Genomic DNA, 23,455 nt, shown 5'->3' with positions numbered 1-23,455 from the left:
CTGTATGGGGTTTCCACAAGCCGGAATGCTCCGACCATTATGCTCTTAGTAGTCTGCTATGCATTAAGTGGAATTGCAACATTGCCAATTGGTATAATTTAGGCAAGCGTAAGTAACAAATTATTACGTGTAATTTATATTACGATTCTATGAAATAATTTATAAATTAATTTTCTTGTTATTATAATTTATATTTACATTGTATCTATGTGCAATTTATTTCAAAAATCGAAATTTCATCATGTGGAGGGTATTTTTAAAGTGGTTTCAAATAGATAGTGCCGCGCATGAATCTTCACGCGCGGCATCTGTATGATGCGGGATTTCAACCCAGGCTTGAGTATTACTGAGAAATACTCTTCATATTAATCTTCGCGGAAGGCACGGTTGAGACTGTCCGTAATCGGCGAGACGAGATAGTCGATGGCCCGGCGTTCCTTGTGCACGATGATGATTTCGGCAGGCATTCCGGGATAAAGCCGGGCGGCGGGATTTGCGGCGAGAGCGGCTGGAGTGATTTCCGCGCGGGCCACGAAAAATGCCGTATCGGTTTTTTCGTCGAGCGACTGGTCGGCGGCGATATAGGTCAGCTTTCCGTCGAGAGGCGCCATGGTGCGCTGATTATAGGCGGTCAGACGAATTTGGGCGCTGGCGCCGACCGATATGCTGTCGATATCGCGCGGGCTGATTTTCATTTCGACGACCAACGGTTCGTTTTCCGGGACGATATCCATGATCGCTTCGCCCGGCGCAATGACGCCGCCCGGCGTGCGCAGCCGGATATTGGCGACGATGCCTTCCTGCGGCGAGCGAACTTCCACGCGCCGCATCACATCCTTCGCCGCAACGATACGTTCCTGAACGTCGGAAAGTTCCACCTGGCTCGACGTGATTTCACCGGCAATTTCAGACTGAAGATCGCTTTCGATGCCGGACAGGGCGAATTCCGCTCCGGCCTTCGCCTGTTCGGCCTTGGCCTTGTCACCTGCATATTCGCCGCGATCTCCCGCAAGCTGGCTGAGGCGCGTATCGATCTCGGTGAGTTTCGATTTCTGGGCAAAACCCTTGTCGACAAGGCTTGCAATCGCCTTGCGCTGGTCGCCGATCAGTTCGATCTGGCGATCCGTGGCGGCAATCTGTGCGGCGGAAGCCTTGGCCTGCTCGGTATATTGCTCGATGGTCTTTTGCTGGATGTCGATCTTGCTGAGTTTCTGAGCCAGGCGTTTCTGGAAAAAGATGTTCTCGGCCCGAACGGCATTCTCGGCATTTTCGCCGCTTTCGGCAAAGCCTTCCGGAAAGGCGATTTCCTTCGCGCTCGCTTGCTCGGCGCGCAGCCGCGCCAGTTTTGCAATCAGGCCGATGCGCCTGCTCTCCAGCGATTGAAGATCGGAACGGGCCTTGGTGTCGTCGAGCCGGAGAAGCGGCTGGCCGACCTTGACCAGATCGCCTTCCTGCACGAGCAGGCGATCGAGGATACCGCCTTCGAGGTGGCTGATCGTCTTGCGTTTGGAATCGACGATCACGGTGCCCATGGCAACGGCCGCGCTTCCAAGATTGGCGGAATACGCCCAGGCAAAGAAGCCGCCGAAGGCGACGCCGATTGTGGCAAGGCCTGCGATGATGAGGCCGCGCAGCGGCGAACGCGCATCTTCACGCTCCAGATCGAGCGCCCATTCGGGTTTGACGCTGCCGAAGCGGGTGAGGGCGCGATGATCCGATGATTCTGCACGTGGCGCGAGCAGGCTGGAAACACGACGAGGAATAACGGATTTGCCCATCATGCGTTTGCTGCTCCCATTTTCGGGCCATTATTGGCCGGTGTCAGCGAGGCGACCACGTCCGTGCGCGGGCCGAACTGCGAAATGCGGCCGTTTTCCAGAACCAGAAGCTTGTCGGCTACCTGCATGATGGACGGGCGGTGTGCAATCATGATGACGATTGCCCCGTCGTCGCGGGCATGTTCGACCGCGCGGATCAAGGCGCGTTCGCCAACGGCATCGAGATTGGAATTCGGTTCGTCGAGTACGATCAGGCGCGGGCGGTTGTAGAGGCAGCGCGCAAGCCCGATGCGCTGGCGCTGGCCACCTGAAAGCGTCAGCCTTCCGTCGCCGACCGGCGTGTCGTAGCCGAGCGGCATGCGCCCGATCATTTCGTGCACGTCGGCAAGGCGTGCGGCTTCCAGCACCCGGTGCGGGTCGCTGTCGCCCATGCGGGCGATATTGTCCTTGATGGTTCCGTCGAGAAGCGACACCGATTGCGGCAGGTAGCCTGCGATTTCACCGAAGGAGCCACGCTCCCACAGATAGACATTGTTGCCGTCGAGGAAGACGCCGCCCGATGACGGTTTGACGATGCCGATGAGGAGGCGCGCCAGCGTCGATTTGCCGGCGGCGGAGGGGCCGACAATGCCGAGCACTTCGCCCGGCGAGATCGAAAACGAGATGCCCTTGATGATCGGAACGTCGACACCCGGCACGGCATAGATCAGCTTGTCCACCACCAGGTCGCCGTTGGGGCGCGGTGTGGGCATGGTCTGGCGCACGGCAAGGTTTTCGGACAATAGCGACTGCACGCGCTTCCAGCTTGCTATGGCGCTGACCCACTGACGCCAGTTTTCCACAATGCGGTCGAAGGGCATCAGAAGGCGGCCGATGATGATGCTGGTGGCGATCATCGCGCCCGGCGAGATTTCCTGCTGCATGGCCAGAAGCGTGCCCAGACCCAGTGATCCGATCTGGATGATGAACCGCGCCGTGCGTGCAAACGAGGACAGGGCGCGAGCGCGGGTTCCGCCAAGGTCGAGCACTTCGAGCGCCTGTAGCTGCATCGTGCGCCACCGGCGCGCAAGCGCGGGCAGCATCCCCATGGCTTCGATGACCTCGGCATGGCGTAGGCTGCTGCCGATTTTCGCAATCGCCTCGACATTGGCCTGATTCGCTTCCTGCACGAGATTGCGTGTCAGGAGGTCGGTGAGGACGCCGCAGGCGACCAGAATGAGCACGGCCACAAGGCCGATGACGCCAAGCATCGGATGCAGGATGAACAGAACCCCGAGGAAGATCGGGGACCATGCCGCATCGAGCGGAGCATTGATGGCGGGGGACGTCAGAAAGCTGCGCAGTTCGGTCAGGTCCCGGAGCGTTTGTGTCGCTTTAGGCATACCCTGATTGACCGAAGCCTGAACCGCCGCGGTCAATACGGCAAGGTTCAGGCGGCGCACCAATGCGCTGCCCATGGCCTGGAAGGAAAGGGACCTGATATATTCCAGAACGCCGAAAACCAGCATCGCCCCGACGGCGAGAATGGTCAGCATGGTGAGCGTATCCATGCTTCGGCTGTTCAGTACCCTATCATGAACCTGCAACATATAGAGGGGTACAGTGAGTTGTAGCAAATTGATACAGGCGCTTAGCAGCACTGCATAAAGCAATCCTGACAGGAAAACGCGGCGGGCCCTGAAAATCAGGCCTTTGGGCGTTGTCGCCGGATCGCCTGTCTCTTTTTTGTGAGCAGGGCTCTTGCCAATCGAGTTGATTTCGCGAGTATCATTCATACGCTATCTGCCTTGGAATGGTCACAGGTGGCGGATATCCCTAAAAACTGTGTGCTAGTTCTCAAGTTCAGTAAAGTAATACTGCAGAGAATGTGACAGAAAAAAGGTTCTTACGGCGGGGAAATGCGAAAGGAGGCAAGAAAATATAACCGGAAATTTCTTCAAATTTTGAAGTAAAATTGAAAATGGAGAGCAAAAGATGCAAAAACTTCTACACGAGGGAGTGGAAGTCGAAACATCAGTTGACGGCTTCACAGCCGTTGATTTCCCTGAAGTTAGCGCCGAAAAACAGGAACGCAGACGTCCGGCCCATACAGTTGTCATTACGCATTTCGAACTGGCCCGGATGATAGAACGAGTAAACCGCCGCTTTGTGAGTTTGCTGAAAACAGAGCTGACGAAATTAGGTGTGGAAGATATCGGTCCGGCCCAGACACTGGTTCTGATGGCTATCGGCGATGTCGAACTCACCGTTGGTGAATTGCTGGATCGCGGACATTATGTCGGATCCAACATTTCCTATTATCTCAAGCAGCTTACGGATGGCGGCTATGTCGATCGCGTAGCCTCGCAAAGAGACAAACGATCCGCACGTATCCGCCTGACGGAAAAGGGTGAAAGGCTGTGCGCCAGCTTGCGGAATGCAAGCCGGACCTACAACCATATTCTCACCCGTGACGATGACGATCTGCGTAATCTGGAGATCGCCTATCAGACCCTACACAGACTTGAACTCGTGTGGGGCAATGCCGCACGTTATGGCATTTGATGTGCCGCGCCGTCTTTTGGCTTCCCGTCGAGCACGTTTTGTAACATGCGTATAGCATTCGTGCACAGGCGTGGTTTTGGTCAGTTTGCTGCACTGGCCGAAAATCTGGCGACGAGCGGACATGATGTAAGCCTGATTTGCGAGACAGTGGATCGTCGCCTCCCAGCGGTCCGCGTCATCCGTCACAGAGTGGAATCCGGCCCCCGCACCGGCGGTGCAATGGCCCGGTATCTCGAAGTACCCGATCATCATACGAGGATCGGGTACCGCGTGGCGGAGACACTCGAATCAATGGTCCGTCATGGTCAGTCACCCGACATCGTCGTCGGTCACATAGGTTGGGGCAGCATGATGTTCGTAAAGGACGTGCTGCCCGCAGCGCCCGCTCTTGGTTATTGCGAGTTTTTCTATCGTGCCCAGGGCGCGGATGTGGGATTCGCTCCCGGTGATCGTCCCAATATCGAAACGCATAAAAGGCTTCGGCTGCGGAATATGGCCCAGCTCGTGACGCTCGAAGCGATCGATGGGGGGCTGAGCCCCACCCATTGGCAGAAAAGCCTTTACCCGCGCTCGGTGCAGAACCGGATTGCCGTGGTGCATGAGGGTGTCGACACCAAGCTCTTCTACCCCGACCGTCACGCCTCGATCCAGTTGCCGGACGGGCGGGTCCTGAAAGCCGGAGAATCGCGGGTGATCACTTTCGTGGCCCGCGATCTGGAGCCTTATCGGGGATTCCCGCAGGCGCTGGAAGCGGCGGCCAAAGTCATTCGGCAGAACGATGATGCGGTTTTCGTCTTCGTCGGCGGAGACGGGGTGAGCTACGGAACGCCGCCACCCGGCGGCGGTTCATGGCGCGAGCATCTGCTGAAGACGGTAGATTTGCCGCCCGACCGGGTCGTTTTTCCCGGCACCATTCCGCACGTGCAATTGCGCAAGCTTTATCAGATATCCACCGCCCATATCTATCTCACTTACCCCTTCGTCCTGTCGTGGTCGGTGGTCGAGGCCATGGCGTGCGGCGCGCTCATCATCGGCTCGGATACGCCGCCGGTACGCGAAGTCATCCGTTCCGGGCAGAACGGCCTGCTCGTGCCGTTTTTCGACAGTGACGCGCTGGCCGAAGCGATCATGAACGTTCTGCGCGACCCGGATGCCTGCCTTCAGATGCGGGCGGCGGCACGGAGAACCGTCGAAAATCGGTTCAGGTTGTCGAAATGTTTACAGCAGCAAAAAACCTTGATCGATGCAGTATTGAATGGCCGATAGTCAGTCTGTGGCGACAATCGGGCACGCAATGATATGATGTAAAATATAAAGTGCCGTATTTCTGCGTGTTTACGTAAACGTATTAATATATTTTGACATTGCTTCAAATTTTGAATTAAATCATACCCAAATATTCGTAATATTATCATATAGTTGATGCTGTATGGCGGTTGACAATACTTGATCTGTATTTTCTCATTGTGCTTGCAGGCCGAACCTCCCAACCGGCCCCCACACAATGGATGATTATGTTGAGCACACCACTTCCTGCGATCTCGGCGCGGAAATCCCGCCGGTATGCCATAGCTTCCATGCGCGATCGCGAAGCGTTGGAAGCGACCTCTCTGGGCGAACTGACCGCTTTCGTGGAAGGCGATGGAAAACGGCTTCGTCTGGCAAACACATTCCCCCTCCTTGCGGTTGCCGCCTCGCAGGAGGGCGAGGATGAGCTGAAACAGGTTTTGCCGCAGCTTTATCGCCTGAGCACCGTTCCCGAACTGCCCATCATACGCATCGATGACGCGGCGCCAGAATCGGTGCCTTTGCTGGTCGCCCAACTGCTTGAAGGCAGTCTGGACAGGCTCGTCGGTCACGTGAGCAAGGTTCACGCCGAGCTTGCCATGCTGCGCCGCGAGCGCGAGACGATGTTTGAGAACTATCGGGCAATCGAAGATGCGTTCCACGCGCGCAACTGGGATTCCTCGACCGAAATTTTCAGCCATGCGCCTTTGGTCGATCCCAAGGACGAAGGTTTTGCCCGCTTGCTGCGCGAATCGGAAATCGAGCAGCTCTTCCCGGTTTCGAGCTATGCCGTCTCGGGATTTGCGCTGCATTTCCGTGATTTGCCCGCAAACCGTAACGGCCAGCTGATCATCACACTGGATTATCTTGAAAACGGCGAGGGGATCGCCGAGTGGCTTGTGCCATATGCAAAGCTTCATTCGGAGTGGAATTTCTTTTCCCTCCCCAAAGCCTGCGACGGTAGTCACCGCACCCTGCGGCTGCGCATTTCCGCGACGGGCGGCGTCCCGCCGGAACTGTCGCTCGGCAATGTTATAGCCAATGAGCGCTATGCCGCGCGCGCGCGCATACCGCATGGCGATCTGGACATGCGCCCGCTGGCTTTACGTATTTTCACCGGCTTGCCCGGCGTGCGGCCGGCATCGCTGCCCAACGCCATCGTGCCGACTTCGCTCATCAACGGTCGCAAGGTGGACGATTATCGCCTGCCGGTCGAACTGCTGCGCAATGTGGCGGACGTGTCGGTTACGCCGCTTACTCCCGATTTCCCGACGGTGCGTTTCCTGGAACATGAGGATGCCATCGGTTGCCATCCGCTCGAGGAGGGGATCACCGCGGCTGCGATCCGCCGGGTGGTGGCGCCGGGCACGATCCGCATATCGGCGCGCGCCGTGATCGATCACCCTGAAGGCAAGCCCTGTGCGGTAGGCCTGCTTCTGGTCAATCTGGCTTCGGATGTTAAGGAGGAGATCGGTGCTATCGCCAATCTCGACCGCCGCCGGAACCAGGTGCTGTTCAGTGGCTGGTCGGAAGTTGCTCCCAACCGTCCGATCGACATCAATTTCATGCTGGAGGAACCGATCGATCGCACCATGGACCTGGTCGTGTTGAGCAAGGCGGCAGGGGATTCCGTCGATTTCTCCTGGCTCAAGGTGTTCAACTTCCGCCTGGTCAAGCACATCGAGGCCAGTTCCGTTCAGGAACCAGCCAAAGAGGCTGCCAATGTACGATAGATCGAAGGATTTGATCGTCGTTGCCATGCCGTTATACGGGCATGCGGCGCTGGCGCTCGAAGCGCTGGAAACCGTGCTGGCATCGGAAACGGTTTTCCAGATACAGATCGTCGTGTCGGTGGACGGCGACCCGCGACGGGAAGTGTTCGACAGTCTGACGCTCTATGCGGCGGCGCATCCGAACATTCACGTGATCTTCGGCGAGAATGCAGGCCCCGGCGGCGCGCGCAATCGTGCCATCGAGTACATTCTGGAGGAAATGCCGGACGTCAAAGCCGTCTATTTCGTCGATGCGGATAATCGCGTCCAGCCGCATACGATCGATACGCTCTACCGCAGGCTGCTGGCGAGCGATGCAGGCTGGGTCTACACCAATATCGATACATTCTCCGTCAACTGGCGCGCCCATTACGGCGACAGCTATTCGCGGCTCATCCACTGCATCACCGACAATATCTGCGATACCGGTTCGATGATCTCCGCTGAGGTGTTCCGCAGTGGCGTGCGCTTCGACGACGACCGCCAGAACGGGTTCGAGGATTGGGAATTCTGGCTCTCGGCCATCGAGGCGGGCTTTGTCGGCACACCTTGTCACGATACCGGCTTCGAATATCGCCTGCGAGCCGAGAGCCGCTTCAAGGAAGCCAATCGCGACCGCTCGGGCTCCATCAATTTTCTTCGCAAGCGGCACAAGGCGCTGTTTCGCAGGCCCACGCTTGTCGGTTTCGAGCATGAGGAATGTCCGCGCTATGGTGTAATCCGCGCGGGTGAGGGAACAGTCAGTCTCTTCACCGATCTCAGCCTCGGCACCACCGATCTCAAATTCGATGATGCCATCCGTGCATTCTGGGGCAGCGCTTCAGAGCCGGACAATTTCCACTTTCCGCCGTTCCTTGCCTCGTCTAACACCGAGACGCTGAAGCTTCTTGCCCGTTCGCGACTCTTGCCAAACATCCTGTCGCGGCTGGAGAAACTCGCGGAGCAGGCCAATGTCGTCTTCGTGGAACTGACCAATGTCGAAGGCGAGCGGCGTATCGATACGGAACTCATGCCCTCCGGCGCACGCCAGCCTCACGCCGACCTGATCTTCGTTTCGACGAGGCTGATCCGCGATATCATCGAAAACGATGCGCTGGACTGGTTCTCGTCGCTGGGCACCCAGCAATTATGGCCGACATCGGCGCGCATGAAAGTGCGTTTCCCGTTCCCGCGTGTGCGTCAACGCCGGGCATTGTCCCGGCCCGAACAGTCCATGCTCAATCTGGTAACGTCGATTGCCACAAACCCGCTGAAGCAGAGCGCCGCGACCCGGTGGACATGGCGCCCGCGTCGCCTGCCCGCCCTGTCGGAAATGTATCAGGTGCTGCGCAACGAGCTTGGCGGCGGGCCGGTTCTGCCCCTCGGTCATAATTCCACCGGAAGGAAGACGGCGGCGGTGCTGGTGCCGAACGCATCCTTCGGCGGGGCCGAAAAGGTTGCCTATGCCGCGGGGCGGGAACTGAAGAACCAGGGTTTTGAAACCCATCTTTTCGTGCTTGGAAACGAGCGCATGGACGTGCTCGACGAGTTCGACCAGTCCTTCGACTATCTCCATTTCTGGAAGGACGGTATTCCCGCCTGGGGCGATACGAACCGCTTTCTGGGGCAGGATTTCATTACCGAGGATCATCCGCTGGACTGGAGCATCCTGCGCGGCCAGCTTTCAGGCTTCGATCTGGTGGTGAACAACCATGTCATGGCCGCGCATCCGCTGATGGGCAAGCTTCGCTCGGAGGGCACACGAACGGCCTGCTATCTGCATGTGGTGGACGAGACCGTATTCCGTCGCCCGGCCGGGCAACCCTATGCGGGGATCGCCTTCGAACATGCTTATGACGCCTTCCTCACCTGTTCGGATCAGTTGAAGATTTATCTGCACAGTTTCGGTGTGCCTTTCGAGAAGGTTTTCTCGGTGCCGAACGGCGCAAGCTTCTCCATCGATGAGGAATTGCGCGCCGAAGTGACCGAATCGCGCAAAAAGATTCGCAAGAACGAGCCCATGCGCATCCTCTATATGGGACGTCTCGACCGTCAGAAGGGGATCGACCGCCTGCACGATGCCATCGTGAAGCTCAAGGAGCAGGGCATTCCTTTCGAGGCGCAGGCCATCGGTGGGGAAATCCTTTCCGACGACCCGAGCGCATCATGGATGACGCGCCTGAAGGAAGCGGGTGTGAAAGTCTCGCCCCCCGTCTTTGACGGCAGGGACATCGCGAACCATCTGGCATGGGCCGATGTGCTCCTCATGCCGTCGCGCTGGGAAGGTGCGCCGCTGATGATTGCCGAAGCGCAGCAGCTTGGTTGCGTGCCGGTTGCGACCGCTGTCGGGGCCGTCGATGAGCTGATCAACCATGGCCGCGACGGTATTCTCATCCGCAACGGCAACGATGCGCAGATCGTGTCCGACATGACGCGCATCCTGACCATACTGGCGCAGGACCGCGAAGCATTGCAGCGCACAGCCGAAGGCGCGCTTGCGGCAGCGGCTCACCGCACATGGAGCGCGGCTTTCTCCGAGTTCACGGACTGGGCGAACAAGATCAGCCCCGTCTACCCGAAGTCCCGGCGCACGTCGCCGCAAATTCCCGATGATGTCAGCACCGCCGCAGCCGTCCTCCCCGGCCGCGCAGTCGCCTGAATAGGTCGGAGCACAGTGCAGAAAGGCAACCTATGAGCAAGAATCCACGAATTCTCGTGACCGGTATTCCAAGCCATCTGACGCGTCTCATCCAGCGTGCGGAGAAGGCTCAGGTCCATTATTCGGAAAAGCAGAGGGATTCCGAATCCAGGGATAATTTCATCCAGGAACTGAAGAACATCAGCAATACCGGCAATTATCTGATCGGCGAGGGCGCGATGACGGCTCTTTCGCCATCGGCGAAACACGTGCCGTTCTGGCACCTTTATAATTGCATCAATAACGGAACTGGTCTGGACGAGATCAACAAGGAATTCGACATCTGCGTCTTCACCTGTGCCAATCTCTTACGCAAGGGGCTTTCGGCGGAGGCGGAGGCGCTGGTTCTGTCTCAACTGAACATGCCGGTGGTGATGCTGGGCATCGGCATCCAGAATCGCCCCGACATCGAGAGCGGCGACGGACTGCCGGAAGGCACGAAGAAGCTTCTGGAAGTGCTGAAGGGGCGTGAGCATTATTTCTTGACGCGCGGCGAGGATGCCGCAGGCTATCTGCGCGATCAGGGCTTTTCCTTCGTCAAGCCGGTCGGCTGCCCGTCGCTCTATTTCCGCCCCGACAATATGCGCAAGGCCATCCGGCGTCTGGCCGACGTCAAGGTCGGGGAAGGCCGTACCGTCTTCACCGGCTATATGGGCGCGGAACTGGAAACCATCGGCGACATGAATGCGCTTGGTTCCGATGACGGTCGCTCGGCCTATGTCGTGCAGGACGAACTTCTTCATTTCGACATGCAGCTCGAAGCGGATGAAAACGGCCGCGCCTACGATTCGACGACTGGCGAACTGGTCGGGCCGCTCACCTATAAGGGATCGGGCGACCTGAAAAAGAAGATCAAGGTTCATGCCTTCCTCGACACCAACCAGTGGCGGGCCTGGTGCTCGGCCATGGACTTCTCGTTCGGGCGCCGCTTCCACGGCAATGTCATATCCATGCAGGCCGGCGTGCCGAGCCTGATGGTCGCCGTCGATGACCGTATGCGCGAGATGCTGAATTTTTCCGGCCTGCCGAAGATCGATGCCCGCGATCTCAATGCCGCCAATGACCGGCGCGCCTTCGTGAGCGATCATATCGCGGCGATGAACATTCCCGATGTGGTCGAGAAATATTCCGCACGCGAACGCAATTTTCGCGGCGTGCTCTCAGAAATCGGCATTGGGTAATTCTGGGGGATAACTCCCGATCCGTGCCGCTCTATAACTCCAGCCAAGATGGATCACCATGCGCATAATGATCACCGGCATCCCGTCCTATCTGATGCGGACTGTCGAAAGCGTTTCCGGGGCAAGCGTCAAACATCGCCCTTATTTCGAACCCATCCGCACGAAGAAGGATGTGATCGATCAGGTCAAGAAAATTGCCAATACCGGCAATTATCTGATCGGCGAGGGCGCGGCCAATTCCGTGCGCGGCCATGACGTGACCTATGTGCCGTTCTGGCATCTGGCCAACAGCCTCAATTCGCCCGACACCTATGCGCAGCTCAATGAAAGCTTCGATCTGTGCCTGTTTGCATCGGCGAACCTGTTGCGCCCCGGCTATGCGGCGACAACGGAATCCTTCGTCTTTGAAAAGCTGAACATGCCGATCGTCGTGATGGGTATAGGCATCCAGAAGAAGGAAAACCTGAAAGAGGAATTGCCCGAGGGCACACGCCGTTTCCTCGAAATCCTGCGTCGCAAGGAAAGCTTTTTCCTCACGCGCGGGCATTTTACGGCTGAATTCCTCAAGGATGCGGGCATGAAATATGTGCGCCCGACCGGTTGTCCGTCGCTTTATTATGCGCCCGACCAGATGAAGCGCTCATTGAGCCGTCTTGCCGATCCCGGTCTTGCCGATGCGCAGAAGATTTCTTTCGGCGGTTATCTCGGCAGCGTGGCCGACACGATTGTCGATGCCCATGCGCTTCTGGAAAAGGACAGTGTTGCGAGCTACGTCATTCAGGACGAAGTGATCGTCTACAATATGAACATGGCTGTCGATGACCATGCGGAAGCCTATGATCAGGCGGCAAGCCGCATCACCGCGCCGACCGAATACAAGCACGCCGAAAAATGGCAGCGCAAGCGCGATTATCTGGTGTTTTTCGATACGCATAAATGGCGTAGCTGGATTTCCAGTCAGGATTTCGGCCTGAGCCGTCGTTTCCACGGCACGATTATCGGTATGCAATCGGGTGTTCCGGGGCTGATGATCGCCGTCGATGACCGCATGCGCGAGATGCTGGGCTTTGTCGGCTTTCCGCATATCGAGGCCAGTGTCTGGAATCGCGAACCGCAGAAAAAGGCTTATCTGCGCGACTTTCTATCGAAGATCGACGTGCCCGCGGCCATCAATCGTTATTCGGAATGTGAAGCCAATTTTAACGGCGCGCTGAAGGATATCGGTATCCGATGATAAAGGCGGTCAAGAGCGTCGAAGGCAGAAAACGGGTAGGGGCGGCGTTGCTTGTCGGCGCTCTGCTTTCTGCCTTGCCTGTCGATGCTCTTGCCGAAACGCGCTTCGGCGTCAACCGGATGAACATGGCCTGGTTGCCGGCGGCGGAGCGCGAAAAGATTTTCGACCAGATGGTGGAGAATGGCGTGACAGCGGTGCGCCTTTCTCTGTCGCGCCCTATCGACAAGAGCATCGATGCCGTGCGTCTTGCACACGAGAAAAACCTCTCGATCCTTCTCGAAATATCGCTCAACAATGCGGATTTCTATCCAGCGGGCACAAAGCCTCGTTCCGGGCGCGGACGCATCTGGGATATGTATCGCCTTTCCGACATAGAACCGGAACGCTTCCAGACTGTGATTGCGGCTGCCTTGCAGAAGATCGATGCGCTTGGCGTGCCGCTTGTCGGCGTCGAGACCGGTAATGAGATCAACTGGGGCGCTTATAATGGCGATCTGGCCATTCTGCCCAAGGAAAAGACCAAAACCGCCCGTTCTTTGAATGAAGTTGAAGAACGACCTCTCGTCGAAAAGGGCGCGGAAAAATATGTCGAGTTGCTGCGCGTCGTTCGATCCGAGCTGGCGAAGACGAAGCATAGCGCCAATGCCAAGGTCGTGTCGGCGGGGCTTTCGGATATTCCGTTCGCCTATGCCGACCGGCGCGGGATCGATAGCGTCGATCCGGCAAGTTTCACCGATCTCATGAAGAAATACGGTCTGGACAAGGTCGCCGATGGCTATGGGATTCACATCTATCCGGGCAGCGATGGCACGCCCGCCGCACGCGAAAAGCATATAGGCAATGCGCTGTCCTTTTGTGTCACCGGCGGTAAACCCTGTTGGGTGACCGAATGGGGCTTTGCCAACACAGCCAAAACATGCCCGGCGCGGGATGACAACCGCGAAAAACTGGTCGAGACGGTCTATGAGCGCTTCCGTCGGATGATGGAGAACGGCCAGATCGCCGCCGCTTATTATTTCAATTGGGATGAGGGAACTTACGGCGTATGGCGATGCGGGGCGCTGACCCCCGCCGGACAAGCCGCAACGGTGACAAAATGAAACTCAAGACTGTGATCATCGGCGGTTCCAACACCGTCATGCTGCCTGGCTATCTGCCGACCCTGCTTTCGACGATGGCGCGGCGCGGCATTGAACTCGACGTCATGGCCGACCTCGCGGTCGGCGGCACGACGAGCGCGCTTGGCCTCTATCAGCTCAAGATTTTCGAGCAACTGGAGGAATGCGAACTTCTGGTGATCGAATATGCCATCAACGACGCTTTCGTTTATGGCGACGAGCGCCGACCGTTCCGCCATTGGGCGCGGTTCTATGAAGGCATCATCCGCTACGCATTGGAGCGCAATCCGAACCTGCATATTGCGACGCTGGTTTTTGGCGCCCGCAACGGTTCTTTCCTCAATTCGGTTCCGTCCATCGACGCGGGCATCAACTATATCTCGCAATGGTATGGCACGATCTGCGCCGATGTTTCGCGCATGCTGATGCAGCAATATGGCCGCGATGTCGTGAGCAATCCGGCCTTCTATCTCGATCAGGGTCATTATGCGCGACCCGTCTCGACTACTATCGTCGCCAATCTGGTGGCCGATGTTCTGGAACCGGCACTCGCAGCTCCCCATCGCCCGAAAGCGCTGCCGCAGGCCATCGATCCCGATCATTTCGCCAATGCGCGGGCGCTGAGCGGCGAACAGCTTTGCAAGCGTCTGGGCCGCACGCCGGTGGTCTATAGCAATCGCCGCTTTTCGATTTCTGCGCTCGATCTTGGCAAGGACCGCATGCGTTTCGAGGTCGATAACGGGCAATTGCTGTCGGTTGGTTATGTCTGCGATCCGCGCATTCCGCCGCTCGACGTTGCCATCGGCGATGAAGTGCACCGCGCCGCGATGATGAAGGGCGGTGTGCGCGATGGAACCTACAAGTTCCTCGTTTCGATGTTGAGCTTCGAATTTCTCTATGGGGCAAAGCTGCTCGATGCGCGGGGCAATGTGGCGCTGACCCTGTCGGGTGGTGAAGAGGGCGTGGAGCATAAGCTGCATGTTCCCAAGGACAGCACACGCCACGACGAAATGCCTGCCGAGCCTGTCCTGCCGATCACCGGCATTTTGTTTTCCGGCAATCTGAAAGTCATGTCGCTGGAAAAGAAAACGGCAAGCGCAGTGATCGCAGAAGCCGCGCAATAACTACTCGACGAAGACCTTGACGCTCGCCGCACGTCCGGCGGCGTCAATGACGGTCAATGTGGAATAGCCAGTTCCGTCCGGTTGCCAAGTTGCAGTGCGACGGCGTTCGGGTTCTGCGACTGGCTTGCCATTGGCGAGCCAACGGAACGGCGCCCGCCCGCCTTGCAGCTTCAGTACGAGCGGCGAGGCGGACGCCCTTAAGCCGCTCAATTCCACATGCGCGCCATCGGGTGGAAACACGATGCGCGGGGCCGGTTCTGTCGCGGCCTTCAGAACGGGTAGCGGATCGCTGGCCGATGAAAACCGCTTCTGCGTCACCGGCAGATCGGCGCGGGCGGTGCGGAATGCGCCTGCCGGAGCGCGGGGCAGCGGCACGGACACCACACCCGATTTGACAAAAGCATCGAACAGGATGGGCGCGGCGGAGGCATAGCCGGCCAATCCCGGCACCGAGCCGCCATCGGCGCGGCCAACCCAGACGCCCAGCACATAGCGCCCGTCATAGCCGACCGACCATGCATCGCGGTAGCCATAAGACGTGCCGGTTTTGTAGGCGAGGCCACGGCGTGGCGCGCCTTGCGGCGGCACGACACCGCCCAGAATATCGCCGATCTGCCAAGCCGCCTGTTCGGTGAGGAGCGCGCCGGAAGGCTGGGCCGGCTCCGTCAATTCGGTGCCATCACGAAGGGCAACACCGCGCCCGCCATTGGCCAACCCGGTATAAAGCTGCACCAGATCGCGCAAGCTGATGCCAGCGCCGCCAAGGCCGATGGCCAACCCCGGCGCTTCGTTCTTGGGCAGTTGCAGATTGACGCCTGCCTGCCGGATGCGCGTGGTCAGGCGCGTCGGGCCGATGGCGTCGAGCAGGCTGACGGCCGGCACATTCAGCGACATTTGCAGCGCCTGCCGGATACTGACATCACCCTGATAGCTCATGTCGAAATTGCGCGGGCGATAGCCTGCGAAATCGACCGGACGATCCTCGATGATCGTTTCCTGCGCGATCAGACCCTGCTCGAAGGCGATGCCATAGATGAAGGGTTTCAGCGTCGAGCCGGGCGAGCGTACGGCGCGGGTCATGTCGATCCAGCCCTGCCGCCTGCCGTCGAAATAATCCACTGAGCCGACTTCGCCCAGAATATTGCCGTTGCGGCTATCGGCCAGCACTATTGCCGCCGAAACTTTCGGCCCCAACCGCGAAGCGGCGTCGCGTGCCGCCGCCTCCAGTCCGCTTTGCACGGATTTTTTCAAAGTGAGCTTGTGGCGCGCTTCGGTCGGGGCTTTCTTCAAGGCCAGATCGGCAAAATGCGCCGCGAGCGCGGGTAGCGGGTGACGGATGGTCGAAATGGATTCCCGTGTGCCGCGATTGGCTTCGTCTGCGGTCAGGACATCCGCCTCGACCATGCGCATCAGAACACGGTCGCGTGCCGCCCGCGCCGTGCTGGCGGCCCGATCCGGGCGGCGGCGTTCGGGCAATTGCGGCAGGGCAACGAGCAGGGCCGCCTCCGATGTGGTCAGACGGTGCGGTTCCTTGCCGAAATAGGCAAGCGAAGCCGAACGCACGCCTTCCAGATTACCGCCATAGGGCGCGAGCGTCAGGTAACGCTCCAGAATCTGATCCTTGCTCAGACGCCGTTCGATCTGCACGGCGCGGGCAAGCTGGCGGAATTTGGAGCCGAAACTGCGGCTTTCACGCGGCTCGATAAGGCGCGCAAGCTGCATGGAAAGCGTCGATCCGCCGGAAACGATGCGGCCATTGCCCGCAAGCTGCACGGCGGCGCGCAAAAGGGCGCGCAGATCGATGCCGCCATGATCGTAAAAGCGCTTGTCCTCATAAGCGATCAGCATTTTCACGAATTTCGGATCGACGTCCTCTATGCGCGTATTGAGACGCCAATAGCCATCCGGCGTCGCATAGGCGCGTAGCAATTCGCCGTCGCGATCCATCACCTCGGTCGAAATGGTCAGCCGTTCCGGCAAAGGCGGCGGAAAAGCGCGGTCGAGCCAGTCAAGCCCAACCGTCGCAACGGCGGCGATGCCGAGAATTCCGGCACCGCCAATCGCTATTTTCCAACGCCTTTTCATTCGACAGATTACGCGCTAGGGCGCAGTTACCTCCATCATGCCGGTTGAGGTACGCGCCGCATATTGCGGGCGATACATGTCCTCGACGGTAGCCGCTGGATGGGTGTAAAGCCCCGGCGTCACCGCCCGCACGACATAGGCGAGCACGATCTGCTTCTTTTCGCCCGCCGAGCGGTCGAAAGCGGCGACAAAACGGTCATCGCGGAATTCGAGATGCGCGGCCTCGGTGTTTTCCAGCCATGGGAAATTGCCGAGATTCGCGCTCGAAACGAGGCCCGGATTGTCAATTTCGAGGCCCGCAGGCAGAAGGTCGGTCACCAGCAGGCGCGATTGCCATTGTTCAAGATCATCGATCTTCAACACCACGACAAGACGCTCGTTCTGGCCGATGCTGGTGATGTTCGCTTCCTGCCCATCGAGCCTGTAATAGGCGCGCTCGATTTTGAAACCGTCGCCACCGGCGGGCAGTGATTGTGCAGGCGGGGCCACTGCCGTCACCACCGCATCGACGGCTTCGCTGCCCTTGTTGGTCACGACGAGCGGCTGCGCTTCCAGCGCCTTGCCATTGAGGCGCTCGGAGAACGCGCCTTCATGCGCCGCGCCGTTGATGTCGAGGCTGATCGCGGCATTGTTCTCCTTCAACCCGCGTGCCGCAAGCAGCATCCAGGCCTGATCCTGCGTGCTCAGATACTTGGCTCGGTCGCGCTCAAACCCGACGAGCGTGACGAGCGAAGGCAGCACTTTGGGTGCAGGCTTGCTTTCGGCTGCAAGCGCCAGCATGGCCGCGCCGTCGCGGAGCGGCGAGCCGTAATCGGAGCGGGCATAGTTGAAGGCGGTGTTGGCGCTCGCGCGTTCCAGAGCCGCGCTGAACACCCGGTCCGAACGCTGCTGATCGCCGTAAAGCGCCAAACCGGCGGCAAGCTGGGCTATCGCCATCGGGCTGGTGAAATTGTCGAGCTGGCTGTCGGCATAATAACGCAGATCTCCGACCGACGCCTTCTTGTTGCGCGCCAGCACATAAAGCGCATAGGCGATTTCGTTGCCGCGATCCTTGGCGTCGGTGGTGTAGCCGAGCGCGTTTTGCAGATTCGACAGCGCGGAAACGAGCGCTTGCTGCGGAACGTCGTAACCCTTTTCGCGGGCGCGGGTGAGGAAGTCGCTGACATAGGCGTCGAGCCACACATCGCCGGAACCCGGTCCCCACAGGCCGAACGAGCCGGTCGAGGATTGATAGTTCAGGACACGATAAATGGCATCCTGTACGCGCTTTTTCAGTTCGTCCTGATCGCCAAGACCGGCGCTTTCTTCGGAGCCCGCCGCCATTTCGCTTAAGTAAAGCAGCGGCAAGGCGCGACTGGTCGTCTGTTCGGTGCAGCCATAGGGGTAACGATCCAGCGCCATCAGAAGTGCAGGCACATCGAAGGCCGCGCTACGCGTCACGCCGACGCTGACGGAAGCGCCGTCAAGCAGGCTTTCCGACAAAAGCCCGCCGTCGATCTTGAGGCTGCCGGTCTTGGCGGGAAGGCTGACAACCTGTCTCGTGGTAACCGGCAGATCGACCGGGCGCACAGGTAGCGACAGATTTTTTTCGACCGTAAGCTCGCCATCATTGGCAAGACGAATGGTGACATTACCCTGTCCGGTTGCCTGCGCGGTGAGCGGAACGGCGACGGACTGCCGCTTGCCACCGGTCAGCGTCAGACTATCGGGATAGGAGCCGATTTCGGTGCCAAGATTGTCGCTCGTCTCGACGCTGAGGCGATAGGTGCCGTCCGGTGCATCGATATTGGCGATGTCGAGCTGTATCTTCGCCTGATCGCCCGGTGCCATGAAGCGCGGCAGACCGGCGGTGATAACGACCGGATCGCGTACGATCACATCACTTGCGGCATGGCCCACAGCCTTCTTCGTCCATGCCACGGCCATGACGCGAACCGTGCCGTTGAACTGCGGAATGTCAAAATCGACGCTCGCCTTGCCGTCGCTGTCCAGTTCGACCGGGCCGGAGAACAATGCCACCAGCTTTTCGGTCGGCGGACTGCCTTCCGCTGCCATATTGCCGCCGTCGCCGCCGGTGCGCAAGCGACCGGTGGTGCCCAGCGAACCGTCGATGAGACGGCCATACATATCGCGCAGTTCCAGACCCAACTGACGCTGGCCGAAGAACCAGTTTTCCGGGTTCGGCGGCTGGTAGCGCGTGAGGTTCAAAATACCGACATCGACCGCCGCGACCATGACATAGGCCTGTTCGCCGCCCGCATTTTCGACCGAAACCGGAATGGAAAGCGTGCCGCGCGGCGTGATCTTATCCGGCTGCGTCAGCTTGACCGCGAGTTGCTTGTCCGCCGGATCGACCTTCAGCCATTTCAGGCCAATGGCGCGGGCGGGCATGCGGCTTTCCTCGGCGCTGCCGGGACGGAACAGCGTTGCCGTGACATAGGCCCCGGCACCCCAATCTTCGCCGACCGGAATGTCGATGGTCGCGCCTTCTGCCGCTACGCTTTCGGTGATGGTCGTCAAAAGCTTTTCCGCGCCGATGGTGATGAGAAGTTCACCGGCAAAGCGCGGACTTACTTTCAGTTGCGCGGTTTCGCCCGCCGCATAATGATCCTTGTCGAGCGCGATTTCGAGCCCGTCCGGCGTTTCGGTGGACGTGGCAGCCACATACCAGCCCGCATCGAATTCATAGCTGGTGGCCGGGCCGGAGGCATCCGCAGTCTCGATTTCGAGCCGATAGCGGCCCCAGTCCACTGGCGCGGTGATAACGGCTTCCGCGTCGGCCTTCAGGTCAATCTTGCCGGTGGCAACCGATTTGGTGAACGTCACCGGCTCGTAGTTCCAGCTATTACCGTTGCGATACCACTGATAATTCCGTTCGAGTTTGACCAGCGACCAGACCGCGCCATTCAGCGCCGAGCGGGTGCCTTTGGCGTCGGCGGCGATGAGGCTGAATTTCGCGGTACCGCCTTGGGGCACCTCGTCGCCGGAAAAGTCTGGTCGAATGCCGATCATCGCGCCTTGCGGCTGGACAGCGAGATCGAGCTTGCGTTCCACGGCGCGTCCGCCGCTTTCGCGCATACGCACGGTCACTGCTGCGTTGATGAGGCGCGTGGTCGAGGGCAGTTCATCAATGGCGACCGGGAATGTCGCCTTGCCGTCATCGCCAACATTGGGAAGGTTGCCGAGCGGAATGCGGGTGGCTTCGCCCTGTTCCTCGTCGGCCAGACCGAAATAATAGCCCTTGAACCGGTCCCAGTCTCGCTTGGTGGAGAGCGTCACTTCGCCTTCGAGCGCAAGCCCTGCTGCGGGCGCGCCATAGAGAAAGCGCCCGTCCAGCGTGACATTGGCCGTTTCACCGGCGGCGATTTCCGGCTTGTCCGAGGCAAGATCGAATTCAATGCGGTCGGGGACGAAATCCTCGACCAGGAACATCTGCGTGGCGACCGCCGGTTGTTTGGGGTCGGTATAGATGTTGAGGTTCCACGTACCACGCATCGCATTGGGCGAAAGCGTCAGATCGACCGAATGCCCGCCTGCCTTCGACGTATCGGAGACAAGGCGACGATCTTCCACGCCGTCGGGCCGGGTGAAAATGAAGGTGAGCGGCAAATTGTCCACGGCAAGGGAAGCGTCGTCGCGGGCGAGCGCGGCGGCATGCACCACTTCACCGGCGCGATAGATGCCGCGTTCTGTCCATGCATAAACGTCAAGCGCCTTGGGGGCTGCACGACCTGTTACACCACGATCCGACAGGTCGAAACCGGCGCGGGCCATGTCGAGAAAGACAAAATCGTCTTCGCCTTGACTGGCCATCAGAACGGCGGGCACCATGCCGCCCGTGCCGCGCGCAAGGCCCGGCGTGAAGGTGGCGCGGCCGTCGCTGTCGGTGGTGGCTTCGCCCAGCACTTCATTGTTGCGGGCAAGCAGTGTCAGCTTGACACCGGAAAGCGGCTCCGCCGTCTCAAGCGAGCGCGCAAAGACATTGATGCCGTCCTGACCCGTATAGGTGGAAAGCCCGATATCCGAGACGACAAACCATTGCGTGGCCTTGGTGTCGTAACTCTCTCCGGACGCCTTGAGCGCTTCGGCGGTCAGCACATAGACGCCGGGCTGGCGCTGCGGCAGCGCTTCGTCGATGGGGAAACTGGTCGTGGTTTCCTTGTTCAACTCGTGTGCCGCGATATCGATTTCGCCTTCCCAGACCGGCGCGCCCATCTGGTCGGAAACCGTGCTGATGTCGTAGCCATCGAGTTGGCGCAGGAACTGGTAGCCGGAAAGAAGCTGCGCCAGCGAGCGGTCGCCGATGCGATAAAGTTTTACCTTGGCCGCATCCATATTGACGCTGACCAGCGGGATGCCGTGGCGCGCCTTGGCGGGCAGCACAAAACTGTCGCCGGTGAAGCGTACCGAAGGCGCGCGATCCTGCACATAGACCGAGAGCGTGACCGGCGCAGGCAATGTTTCGCCAATGGCCGCTGGCAGACCGGCGCGGAATGTCACGCTATAGGTGCGGCCATGTTCCAGTCCCTCGACGCAGATCTGGCGATCCTTGGCGTCGATAGCCTGTGGGGCGTCACTGTCGAGGGTCACGAAGCTCGAATAATCGATGCCGCTCTTGACCAGCTCTTCAGAAAACTGCGCGCAGATGCGTGGCGCGGCGTTGTCGTTATCGACCGTATGATCGACAATTCTGAATCCTTTGCGCGCCTTGAGATCCTCATAGGCTGCGCGAACGGACGCGGAATTGACCAGATTGAGGCTCGCCTCATAGGCTTGCAGGGCAGGGCGGGAGAGTTCGCGCTTTTCGAGTGCCTGCGCCATCACGACCAGAGCCGCCGCCCTGTCTTCGGTGGTCCGGGAGGTCTGGTAGGCGAACCAGGATGCCGATGTGGCGTCGCGTTGGAGCTTCCACCGCTCCTGACCGTTTGACGGTTCTGTCGCAAGAGCCGAAACAGAAAGCCCGGTCCACAATTCGCTGTCATCCGGCGATAGGCCCGCAGCGAGGCCGAATTTTCCCATCGCCGTGCGCGGATCGCCGTTCAGGCCGGCAGATGCCGCTTCGGCCTTCAGTGTGTCTAATCTTTCGGTACTGTCGCCCGCGGTCAGTCCTCTTTTCAGGCGACGGGCTTCATCGACAAGGTTCTCGCCAAAGAACGGAATGGAGGGCGGTGCACCTATGTCGGCACCGGCGGAGCCTTCAGCCACGATCTTGCCCGCGATGGAGCCAACCGTCTGGTGGAGCTTGTTGAAATCTGACTTGAGAAAGCACCATTTGGCCTTGGGATTGTAGGTGAAAGCCCGGCAGGCCTCATCGCCCAGGCAGGCGTTCTTGCACTGGTCGAGCGAGACATTCTTCTCGGTGCGCAGATCGAAGCCGAAATAATCGCCATCGGCGGTGGTTTCGACGCGCCGGGTCTCGGCAGCCTGACCACCAAACGGAACCGCGGTCAGACAGAGCGCGATCGCAAAGGCTGAGAAAAGCCGATTGAAGCCAATACGCATTTGCATCCCCTCAAGATGGCCAGTGCCATTCCATAGCTTAACGGAAAAGACGAAAAAAATCAGGTTCATGAGAAGCGGGCTCGCAATAAACTGTCAAGGCGACGAAGTTTTTCCCACTCATCATTTCTGTTGACGCTCACCTTGATGAAGATGGCCCCTATCCGGTCGAGGCGGGTTGGCGCATGGCGTCGTTAACTATTTGCTAATATTCGGAACGCGAAGGGTCTGAATGTGTTAATATAAGGCTGTACATCGCAGCACATGCCGGGAGGGAGGGCCGAGATGAGCAATATTCTGTTCTGGACCGCTTTAGTGATCGTGCCGATACTGCTGGGCACGGCATATGCCTATCTCCAGTCGATCCGCCATAGGGACGACTTTTAGAGCCAGTCGCTCGCGACGTTCGCGGGGATCGGGTTGTGCCTGAAATTATTTTGACCGTAGTTGCTTTTCGGAGAGGCAACTAAAGGTAGTAGGATTGTCCTGCCAGAATTGAAGCAGCGCGGTGCCTCGCGGAAGCAAATAGGTTGCCGACGGTGCGGAGGTGGTACGGTTGGCTTGTAATTTCCGGGCCGGAACTTCTCTATCGCTGCAATCTTTTTCAAACAGGGTTAACGGCTCGCCAGGCTGCGACGTGCTGATGAAAAGCAACTATTGCGGTATATAAAACATTATAATTCAACCTATGGACGCCTCATTCTGAGCGGTGGCTATTCCCCCGTTCAGGGGGATAGGACGATTATGCGAATAAAATTCGCAGGTTAGGCGCGAAAATATAAATTCGATGAATTTTCGGGGCTGATGCGGGGACTGTTTCCAAAAATTGAACATCGCACGGATTTTATATTGATTACTCATATCTAATATAAGTAGTTTTCAATTGGGATAATGTTTGAGATTGCCTAATGTAAGAAAATACATTCTATTGTTATTCTATGGCACTGCAGAAAACGAGGCGTTTCGGTGCGTTTTCGCAATTTGGAGTTGTTTTCCGTTGTTTATCTGTCAAGTGCAGCCGTGATGTCTTTCCGTGCCGTTTGCGGCGCCGTTTTCCAATGGGGATGACGATCCCGTTTCGAGACATTCAGCAAAGGTGATGGCGGCACGCTGTCTGGAGCGCATCCTGTCCCTTCTCCGAATGCCGTTTTGTATC

The 23,455-nt window shown here is 58.6% G+C and carries 12 protein-coding genes; 8 read left to right on the top strand and 4 right to left on the bottom strand.

What is annotated here, in order from left to right; all coding sequences use genetic code 11:
- Nucleotides 1-365: 365 nt before the first annotated feature.
- Nucleotides 366-1,781, bottom strand: a complete 1,416-nt coding sequence (locus FHS76_RS13165; RefSeq protein WP_183653251.1) for an HlyD family type I secretion periplasmic adaptor subunit — start codon at nt 1,779-1,781, stop codon at nt 366-368.
- Nucleotides 1,778-3,553, bottom strand: coding sequence for a type I secretion system permease/ATPase (locus FHS76_RS13160; protein ID WP_183653249.1), 1,776 nt, complete (start codon nt 3,551-3,553; stop codon nt 1,778-1,780). Before FHS76_RS13160 ends, FHS76_RS13165 begins: the two co-directional genes overlap by 4 nt.
- A 199-nt stretch (nt 3,554-3,752) precedes the next feature.
- Between FHS76_RS13160 and FHS76_RS13155 the strand changes: the two genes are divergently transcribed.
- From FHS76_RS13155 to FHS76_RS13120, 8 genes are all read left to right on the top strand, one after another.
- Nucleotides 3,753-4,322: a MarR family transcriptional regulator gene (locus FHS76_RS13155; protein ID WP_183653246.1), complete on the top strand. Its 570-nt coding sequence runs from the start codon at nt 3,753-3,755 to the stop codon at nt 4,320-4,322.
- 45 nt (nt 4,323-4,367) lie between these two features.
- Nucleotides 4,368-5,588 (top strand): glycosyltransferase family 4 protein, encoded by a 1,221-nt coding sequence (locus tag FHS76_RS13150; protein ID WP_183653243.1) that lies wholly within the window; start codon nt 4,368-4,370, stop codon nt 5,586-5,588.
- A 248-nt stretch (nt 5,589-5,836) separates the two neighbouring features.
- Nucleotides 5,837-7,342, top strand: a complete 1,506-nt coding sequence (locus tag FHS76_RS13145; protein ID WP_183653240.1) for a DUF6212 domain-containing protein — start codon at nt 5,837-5,839, stop codon at nt 7,340-7,342.
- Complete coding sequence (locus tag FHS76_RS13140; protein ID WP_183653237.1) at nt 7,332-10,019, top strand: glycosyltransferase; 2,688 nt, start codon at nt 7,332-7,334, stop codon at nt 10,017-10,019. The genes FHS76_RS13145 and FHS76_RS13140 overlap by 11 nt, the downstream gene beginning before the upstream one ends.
- A gap of 32 nt (nt 10,020-10,051) precedes the next feature.
- Nucleotides 10,052-11,239, top strand: a complete 1,188-nt coding sequence (locus FHS76_RS13135) for a polysaccharide pyruvyl transferase family protein (RefSeq protein ID WP_183653234.1) — start codon at nt 10,052-10,054, stop codon at nt 11,237-11,239.
- A 58-nt stretch (nt 11,240-11,297) separates the two neighbouring features.
- The gene (locus FHS76_RS13130) at nt 11,298-12,473 is read left to right on the top strand and encodes a polysaccharide pyruvyl transferase family protein (RefSeq protein ID WP_183653231.1); all 1,176 of its coding nucleotides are present in this window, start codon (nt 11,298-11,300) and stop codon (nt 12,471-12,473) included.
- Nucleotides 12,470-13,573, top strand: coding sequence for a glycoside hydrolase (locus tag FHS76_RS13125; protein WP_183653230.1), 1,104 nt, complete (start codon nt 12,470-12,472; stop codon nt 13,571-13,573). Before FHS76_RS13130 ends, FHS76_RS13125 begins: the two co-directional genes overlap by 4 nt.
- On the top strand, nt 13,570-14,715 hold the full coding sequence (locus tag FHS76_RS13120) for an SGNH/GDSL hydrolase family protein (RefSeq protein WP_183653227.1): 1,146 nt from the start codon (nt 13,570-13,572) through the stop codon (nt 14,713-14,715). Before FHS76_RS13125 ends, FHS76_RS13120 begins: the two co-directional genes overlap by 4 nt.
- Here FHS76_RS13120 and pbpC read toward each other — a convergent pair whose 3' ends face one another.
- Complete coding sequence (pbpC, locus tag FHS76_RS13115; RefSeq protein WP_183653224.1) at nt 14,716-16,800, bottom strand: penicillin-binding protein 1C; 2,085 nt, start codon at nt 16,798-16,800, stop codon at nt 14,716-14,718.
- A gap of 15 nt (nt 16,801-16,815) precedes the next feature.
- Entirely contained in the window at nt 16,816-22,302 is a 5,487-nt protein-coding gene (locus FHS76_RS13110) for an alpha-2-macroglobulin family protein (protein ID WP_183653221.1), read from the bottom strand.
- Nucleotides 22,303-23,455 lie beyond the last annotated feature (1,153 nt).

The sequence above is a fragment of the Brucella daejeonensis genome (genome assembly GCF_014199265.1).
GTDB classification, from domain to species: Bacteria; Pseudomonadota; Alphaproteobacteria; order Rhizobiales; family Rhizobiaceae; genus Brucella; species Brucella daejeonensis.
The sequence above is the reverse complement of the archived record's forward strand: the minus strand, read 5'-3'. Positions and strand labels throughout refer to the sequence as shown.

Excerpts from the sequence above, each read along its gene's own strand:
- FHS76_RS13165 (WP_183653251.1), bottom strand. The coding sequence starts at position 1,781 with ATGATGGGCAAATCCGTTATTCCTCGTCGTGTTTCCAGCCTGCTCGCG.
- FHS76_RS13120 (WP_183653227.1), top strand. The coding sequence starts at position 13,570 with ATGAAACTCAAGACTGTGATCATCGGCGGTTCCAACACCGTCATGCTG.
- FHS76_RS13160 (WP_183653249.1), bottom strand. The coding sequence starts at position 3,553 with ATGAATGATACTCGCGAAATCAACTCGATTGGCAAGAGCCCTGCTCAC.
- FHS76_RS13125 (WP_183653230.1), top strand. The coding sequence starts at position 12,470 with ATGATAAAGGCGGTCAAGAGCGTCGAAGGCAGAAAACGGGTAGGGGCG.
- FHS76_RS13110 (WP_183653221.1), bottom strand. The coding sequence starts at position 22,302 with ATGCGTATTGGCTTCAATCGGCTTTTCTCAGCCTTTGCGATCGCGCTC.
- FHS76_RS13155 (WP_183653246.1), top strand. The coding sequence starts at position 3,753 with ATGCAAAAACTTCTACACGAGGGAGTGGAAGTCGAAACATCAGTTGAC.
- pbpC (WP_183653224.1), bottom strand. The coding sequence starts at position 16,800 with ATGAAAAGGCGTTGGAAAATAGCGATTGGCGGTGCCGGAATTCTCGGC.
- FHS76_RS13150 (WP_183653243.1), top strand. The coding sequence starts at position 4,368 with ATGCGTATAGCATTCGTGCACAGGCGTGGTTTTGGTCAGTTTGCTGCA.
- FHS76_RS13130 (WP_183653231.1), top strand. The coding sequence starts at position 11,298 with ATGCGCATAATGATCACCGGCATCCCGTCCTATCTGATGCGGACTGTC.
- FHS76_RS13135 (WP_183653234.1), top strand. The coding sequence starts at position 10,052 with ATGAGCAAGAATCCACGAATTCTCGTGACCGGTATTCCAAGCCATCTG.
- FHS76_RS13140 (WP_183653237.1), top strand. The coding sequence starts at position 7,332 with ATGTACGATAGATCGAAGGATTTGATCGTCGTTGCCATGCCGTTATAC.
- FHS76_RS13145 (WP_183653240.1), top strand. The coding sequence starts at position 5,837 with ATGTTGAGCACACCACTTCCTGCGATCTCGGCGCGGAAATCCCGCCGG.